The sequence below is a fragment of the Rahnella sp. RcJ3 genome, assembly GCF_009498575.1.
In the GTDB taxonomy this organism is placed as follows: domain Bacteria; phylum Pseudomonadota; class Gammaproteobacteria; order Enterobacterales; family Enterobacteriaceae; genus Rahnella; species Rahnella aceris.
Genome location: NZ_QSNX01000020.1, coordinates 63,487 through 70,107, shown reverse-complemented (window position 1 = coordinate 70,107; position 6,621 = coordinate 63,487). Strand labels below are relative to the sequence as shown.

General features: G+C 49.5%; 7 protein-coding genes. 6 read left to right on the top strand and 1 reads right to left on the bottom strand.

All coding sequences use genetic code 11. The features are described from left to right. Nucleotides 1-142 precede the first annotated feature (142 nt). Nucleotides 143-709, bottom strand: coding sequence for a D-glycero-beta-D-manno-heptose 1,7-bisphosphate 7-phosphatase (gmhB, locus tag DXU84_RS21060; RefSeq protein WP_013574225.1), 567 nt, complete (start codon nucleotides 707-709; stop codon nucleotides 143-145). Nucleotides 710-888: 179 nt separating this feature from the next. Here gmhB and metN point away from each other — a divergent pair, with 179 nt between their 5' ends. The 6 genes from metN (at nucleotide 889) to proS (ending at nucleotide 6,578) form a co-directional block, all read left to right on the top strand. After that, nucleotides 889-1,920, top strand: coding sequence for a methionine ABC transporter ATP-binding protein MetN (metN, locus tag DXU84_RS21055; protein ID WP_013574224.1), 1,032 nt, complete (start codon nucleotides 889-891; stop codon nucleotides 1,918-1,920). Continuing rightward, on the top strand, nucleotides 1,913-2,566 hold the full coding sequence (locus DXU84_RS21050; RefSeq protein ID WP_013574223.1) for a methionine ABC transporter permease MetI: 654 nt from the start codon (nucleotides 1,913-1,915) through the stop codon (nucleotides 2,564-2,566). The genes metN and DXU84_RS21050 overlap by 8 nt, the downstream gene beginning before the upstream one ends. A gap of 61 nt (nucleotides 2,567-2,627) precedes the next feature. Beyond that, the gene (locus tag DXU84_RS21045) at nucleotides 2,628-3,443 is read left to right on the top strand and encodes a MetQ/NlpA family lipoprotein (protein ID WP_013574222.1); all 816 of its coding nucleotides are present in this window, start codon (nucleotides 2,628-2,630) and stop codon (nucleotides 3,441-3,443) included. Between the two features lie 186 nt (nucleotides 3,444-3,629). After that, nucleotides 3,630-4,037 (top strand): Rcs stress response system protein RcsF, encoded by a 408-nt coding sequence (gene rcsF / locus DXU84_RS21040; RefSeq protein ID WP_112197849.1) that lies wholly within the window; start codon nucleotides 3,630-3,632, stop codon nucleotides 4,035-4,037. After that, the gene (gene tsaA, locus DXU84_RS21035) at nucleotides 4,034-4,741 is read left to right on the top strand and encodes a tRNA (N6-threonylcarbamoyladenosine(37)-N6)-methyltransferase TrmO (RefSeq protein WP_015689436.1); all 708 of its coding nucleotides are present in this window, start codon (nucleotides 4,034-4,036) and stop codon (nucleotides 4,739-4,741) included. The genes rcsF and tsaA overlap by 4 nt, the downstream gene beginning before the upstream one ends. A gap of 118 nt (nucleotides 4,742-4,859) precedes the next feature. Further along, entirely contained in the window at nucleotides 4,860-6,578 is a 1,719-nt protein-coding gene (proS, locus tag DXU84_RS21030) for a proline--tRNA ligase (protein WP_131638668.1), read from the top strand. Nucleotides 6,579-6,621 lie beyond the last annotated feature (43 nt).

The window sequence follows — 6,621 nt, the reverse complement described above, 5'->3', positions numbered from 1 at the left end:
TTTAATCTTTCCGACCCGGTTACTTCGTGATGTTGTTCACGTTGTTCCCTGTCGATGGAGCGGCATTATAGGGAGTTGGATTTTAATGGCAAGCGAATAAATACAGTTTTATTTCGTTTGCCGTTTTTTTGTCCAGAAGCCGTTATTTCTGCCCTTTTGCTATAAAGGAAGGCAATGCAGCAAGGCTTTCCAGTACCGCATCCGCAGCACTTTCACTTTCCGGGGTTACGGGTTTGCCGGTACGAACTAAAATCTTATGCCCCACTCCTGCAGCAGCAGCTGCCTGCATATCTTCCAGTTTGTCGCCCACCATATAAGAAGAGGCCATATCAATGCCTAGTTCTTCTTTGGCCGTCAAAAACATCCCAGGTTGCGGCTTACGGCAATCACAGGCTTGTGTAAACTCTTTAACCAAGCCTTCAGGATGATGCGGACAAAAATAGATACCGTCGAGATCCACGCCACGATCGGCAAGCGACCAGTCCATCCACTCGGTCAGAGTCAGAAACTGATCTTCAGTAAATTTGCCGCGTGCTATACCGGACTGATTGGTGACCAGCACCAGTAAAAAGCCCATCTCTTTTAATTTAAGACAAGCATCGATTACACCGTCGATAAACTGGAAGTTATCGATTTCATGTACATAACCATGATCGACATTCAAAGTGCCATCACGGTCGAGAAAGATTGCTGAAACAGGTTGTGCCACGAATTTGCTCCTGATGGCTGATTAACGGCGCCAGTATCGCATGTTTTCAATGCTTGTGAGAATGCTAACCTGGTTGACTTAGACGTCTAGACGCCTTAGCATCCACGACATGCTACGGGGAAGACCTCCGCAGAGTTAAATTCACCACGTCACGGCAAAAAGACAGAATAAAAAATAATATGATTAAACTTTCTAACATCACCAAGATTTTCCTGCAGGGTTCGCGCCAGATCGTCGCGCTCTCTGACGTGAGTCTTCACGTCCCTGCCGGACAAATTTATGGCGTAATCGGTTCTTCCGGCGCGGGGAAAAGTACCTTAATACGCTGCGTCAATTTGCTGGAGCGCCCGACTAAAGGCCAGGTGTTGGTCGATGGTCAGGATCTGATGTCCTTCTCAGAGAAAGCGCTGACCCGCGCACGCCGCCAGATTGGCATGATTTTCCAGCACTTTAACCTGCTGTCGTCACGCACCGTTTTTGGCAACGTTGCCCTGCCACTCGAACTCGACAATCTTTCTTCAGCCGATATTAAGAAACGAGTTTCCGAGCTGCTGAGCCTGGTCGGGCTGGAAGATAAGCATGATGCCTACCCGGCGAATCTTTCCGGTGGACAAAAACAACGCGTAGCCATTGCCCGTGCGCTGGCCAGTAATCCAAAAGTATTGCTGTGTGATGAAGCTACCAGTGCACTGGATCCAGCTACCACCCGCGCAATCCTGGAATTACTAAAAGATATCAACCGTCGTCTGGGTCTCACGATTCTGCTGATCACCCATGAGATGGACGTCGTAAAACGCATTTGCGATCAAGTTGCTGTGATCAGCGATGGCAAACTGATTGAGCAGGATAAAGTAAGTGAGATGTTCTCACATCCTAAGACTCCGCTTGCACAGCAATTTATTCAGTCAACGTTGCACCTGGATATTCCGGAAGATTACGCCGTGCGTCTGGTACCTCAGCCTGAAACGGGTCGCGTTCCTTTACTGCGCCTGGAATTTACCGGTCAGTCCGTTGATGCCCCGCTGCTTTCCGAAGCAGTCCGTCGCTTTGACATCAACAATAATATTATCAGTGCTCAGATGGATTATGCCGGCGGTGTAAAGTTCGGGATTATGCTGACAGAAATGCACGGTTCAGAAGAAAATACTCAGGCGGCAATTCAGTTCCTGCATGAGAATCAGGTGAAAGTAGAGGTGCTGGGTTATGTCTGAGGCAATGATGTGGTTAATGGGCCGCGGAATCTGGGAAACGGTCATCATGACGCTAACCTCTGGCTTCTTTGGTTTTGTGTTAGGTTTGCCTTTCGGCGTACTGCTGTACGTCACCCGTCCGGGTCAGATTGCAGAGAATAAAAATATCTATCGCGTGATGTCGGCGCTGGTTAACATTTTCCGTTCCATTCCTTTTATTATCTTGCTGGTATGGATGATTCCCTTCACGCGTATGATTGTCGGCACCTCAATCGGTTTGCAGGCAGCGATTGTCCCGCTGACTGTGGGTGCTGCGCCGTTTATTGCCCGCATGGTTGAGAATGCCCTGCTGGAAATTCCAAGCGGTCTGGTGGAAGCCGCCCGCGCAATGGGTGCAACACCGATGCAGATCATCCGAAAAATCTTATTGCCGGAAGCTCTGCCAGGTCTGGTCAATGCTGCCACCATCACGCTGATCACTCTTGTAGGCTATTCTGCTATGGGTGGCGCTGTCGGTGCCGGTGGTTTGGGACAAATCGGTTATCAGTACGGTTATATCGGTTACGACGCAACTGTCATGAATACTGTATTAGTCCTGCTAGTGGTTTTGGTGTATTTAATTCAATTTTGTGGCGACCGCATCGTAAAAGCAGTCACACATAAATAACGAAACAACAGCTGTAATAGCTACCTGTGAATGATTTATATCCGTTTATTGAGGAAAGGACATGTCTAACAAATTCAAATCCATTGCAGTTGTCGGCGCGCTTCTGGGATCGCTGGCTTTAGTGGGCTGCGGGCCAAAAGAACAAGATCCAAATCACATCAAAGTGGGTGTGATCGTAGGCTCTGAACAGCAGGTCGCTGAAGTTGCACAGAAAGTAGCTAAAGAGAAATACGGTCTTGATGTTGAGCTGGTGACTTTCAATGATTATGTATTGCCTAACGAAGCGCTGAGCAAAGGTGATATCGATGTTAACGCCTTCCAGCATAAACCTTATCTTGATCAGCAGATCAAAGATCGCGGTTACAAACTGGTCCCGGTGGGTAACACGTTCGTTTACCCAATCGCCGGTTACTCTAAGAAAATCAAATCTATTGATGAGCTGAAAGATGGTGACCAGGTTGCGCTGCCAAACGACCCGACTAACCTAGGCCGTTCTCTGCTGCTGCTGCAAAAACAAGGTCTGATCAAACTGAAAGACGGTGTTGGTCTGTTACCGACAGTTCTGGATGTGACTGAGAACCCTAAAAATCTGAAACTGGTCGAACTCGAAGCACCACAACTGCCACGTTCACTGGATGATGCGAAAATCGCTCTGGCCGTAATCAACACCACTTACGCCAGCCAGATCAACCTGACGCCAGAGAAAGACGGTATCTTCGTAGAAGATAAAGAATCTCCATACGTGAACCTGATCGTTGCACGTGAAGATAACAAAGATGCTGAAAACGTGAAGAAATTCGTTCAGGCTTACCAGTCTGATGAAGTGAACGCTGCAGCGAATAAAATCTTCAACGGTGGCGCAGTGAAAGGTTGGTAATTGCCCGAAATCAGGAACCCTACATTTTTCCTGAGTATTCGTTTCTAAGATAGTAGACTCGCAAATACATCTTTTCATAAATAAATAACAAGGCGGGCTTATGCCCGCCTTGTTATTTTCTCAATACCTTGGTTCAATAACGCCACATTCTTTCCTGTAAACATATTAAAAAGCAGAGGATATACCATGCGTGCTTTACCTCTCTGTTTGTCGGCACTTTTGCTGGCGGGTTGTTCCCTGACTCAACACACACAGCCAACCCCCCCTGCGCCTGTTGTAAAAGAAGAACCAAAACCTGTCAAACCAAAGCCGGCACCAGTACGCCCCGCTCCTGTAAAGCTCTATAAAGATGCAGAAGCTTTAGTCGGAACTCCATTCCGTGATCTGGGCGAAGTCTCCGGCGAATCTTGCCAGAGCGCTCAAAATGATGCGCCACCGAGTCTGGCTACTGCACGGAAAAGAATGCTGACCCGTGCATCCTATATGAAGGCCAATGCCGTATTGTTACATCAGTGCCAGATTATCAGCGGCGTACCAGGCTGCTTCCAGCAGGCGATTTGTCAGGGTTCCGCCCTGAACGTCACGTTTAAATGACCTCATTTTCTTTTGAGCAAATAGGGATCATTCACTCGCCCTATAAAGAGAAGTTTGCTGTTCCGCGCCAGCCCGGATTGATCCAGGATGGTGGCGGCGAATTACATCTGCATCCGCCTTATAACCAGCCCGAAGCTGTTCGCGGGCTGGAAGACTTCAGCCATTTATGGGTGATGTTTATTTTCCATCAGACGATGGAAAGCGGCTGGCGTCCGACAGTTCGCCCACCACGTTTAGGCGGGAATGTGCGTACCGGTGTATTTGCCACCCGTTCAACCTTCCGGCCTAATCCGCTCGGGATGTCTCTGGTTGAACTGAAAGGGATTCGCTGTCAGGGTCAGAATGTCATTCTGCAGCTTGGCAGTCTGGATTTAGTGGATGGCACACCTGTTGTGGACATTAAGCCGTATCTTCCCTTTGCGGAAAGCCATCCTGATGCACGCGCCGGTTTTGCTCAGCACGCACCTGATGCCGATATGCCGGTAGAATTTTTACCGCAGGCTGAACAGCAACTGGCTGAGCATGCGAGGCAATACCCGCATCTGCGCCGCTTCATCACGCAGGTTTTAGGACAGGATCCCCGTCCGGCTTATCGCAAAGGTGAAGCCACAGCGCGCGATTATGCCGTTCGTTTACTCGAGTTTAATGTCCGCTGGCGGGTCACAGGCTCTGTGAATCAGGTATTGTCCCTCGACAAAGACTAAATTTCCTCTGCCTCTCTTTTGACAATAGCAACTCGCTGGTAAACTAAGCCACTTTTCACGTTTTGGCTGCCCATGGCAGCCCGATTGCAATTTGCAGTGCTAACGGAACCAACACATCATGCGTACTACTCAATATCTGCTCTCTACACTGAAAGAGACGCCAGCCGACGCGGAAGTTATCAGCCACCAGCTGATGCTGCGCGCAGGGATGATCCGTAAACTGGCCTCAGGCCTGTATACCTGGCTGCCGACCGGCTTACGTGTTCTCAAGAAAGTTGAAAACATCGTACGCGAAGAAATGAACAACGCGAACGCCATTGAAGTGTCGATGCCGGTAGTCCAGCCCGCTGATTTGTGGCAGGAGAGCGGACGTTGGGAGCAATATGGTCCGGAATTGTTACGTTTCGTTGATCGTGGCGAGCGCCCGTTCGTACTGGGTCCAACCCATGAAGAAGTGATCACTGACCTGATCCGTAATGAAGTCAGCTCATACAAGCAGCTGCCACTGAATTTCTTCCAGATCCAGACTAAATTCCGTGACGAAGTTCGCCCGCGTTTTGGTGTAATGCGTTCCCGTGAATTCCTGATGAAAGATGCCTACTCATTCCATACGACGCAGGAATCTTTGCAGGAAACTTATGACGCGATGTACGCGGCCTACAGTCAGATTTTCAACCGTATGGGTCTGGATTTCCGTGCCGTGCTGGCGGATACCGGTTCTATCGGCGGCAGCGCCTCTCACGAATTTCAGGTGCTGGCACAGAGCGGTGAAGATGATGTCGTATTCTCTGATTCTTCTGATTTCGCCGCTAACATCGAATTCGCAGAAGCGCTGGCACCCGCAACGCCACGAGCTGCAGCAACAGAAGAAATGCGGATTGTCGAAACGCCGGACGCAAAAACTATCGCTGAACTGACAGAACAGTTCCAGGTTCCGGTTGAGAAAACGGTGAAAACTCTGATGGTTCATGCAACAGCGGAAAGCGGTCATAAACTGGTTGCTTTGCTGGTTCGTGGTGATCATGAGCTGAACGAAATCAAAGCCGAGAAGCTGCCGCAAGTTGCTGCACCACTAACATTTGCAACGGAAGCAGAGATTCGTGAGATCGTCGCGGCTGGCCCGGGTTCACTCGGTCCGGTTAATCTGCCAATGCCAATCGTCGCGGATCGTACTGTTGCTGCAATGAGCGATTTCAGCGCAGGCGCTAACATCGACGGTAAACACTATTTCGGAATTAACTGGGATCGCGATGCTGCGCTGCCAGAAGTAGCCGATATCCGTAATGTAGTAGCCGGTGATCCAAGCCCTGATGGTCAGGGAACGCTGGTCATTAAACGCGGTATCGAAGTTGGTCATATCTTCCAGCTGGGAACCAAATATTCCGAAGCGATGAATGCTACCGTTCAGGGCGAAGATGGTCGTAACCAGTTGATGACCATGGGTTGTTACGGTATCGGTGTGACTCGTGTGGTCGCTGCGGCGATTGAACAAAACCACGATGACCGCGGTATTATCTGGCCGGATGCTATCGCACCGTTCCAGGTCGCTATCCTGCCAATGAACATGCACAAATCTTTCCGTGTGAAAGATGCGGCAGAAGCGCTGTATAAAGAACTGCGTTCACACGGTATCGATGTGATCCTCGACGATCGTAAAGAACGTCCGGGCGTCATGTTCGCGGACATGGAACTGATCGGTGTGCCGCATCAGGTGGTGATTGGTGATCGTAATCTGGATGCTGAAGAGCTGGAATACAAAAACCGTCGCACTGGCGAAAAACAGATGATCAAACAAAGCGATATCGTGGAATATCTGCTGAGCCAGATCCCGCGTTAAGATCCGCTGATGATCATTTGTCCATAAAAATGCCCGCGTAATG

Coding starts and splice junctions, on each gene's coding strand:
- metN (WP_013574224.1), top strand. CDS start 889: ATGATTAAACTTTCTAACATCACCAAGATTTTCCTGCAGGGTTCGCGC.
- DXU84_RS21050 (WP_013574223.1), top strand. CDS start 1,913: ATGTCTGAGGCAATGATGTGGTTAATGGGCCGCGGAATCTGGGAAACG.
- DXU84_RS21045 (WP_013574222.1), top strand. CDS start 2,628: ATGTCTAACAAATTCAAATCCATTGCAGTTGTCGGCGCGCTTCTGGGA.
- rcsF (WP_112197849.1), top strand. CDS start 3,630: ATGCGTGCTTTACCTCTCTGTTTGTCGGCACTTTTGCTGGCGGGTTGT.
- tsaA (WP_015689436.1), top strand. CDS start 4,034: ATGACCTCATTTTCTTTTGAGCAAATAGGGATCATTCACTCGCCCTAT.
- proS (WP_131638668.1), top strand. CDS start 4,860: ATGCGTACTACTCAATATCTGCTCTCTACACTGAAAGAGACGCCAGCC.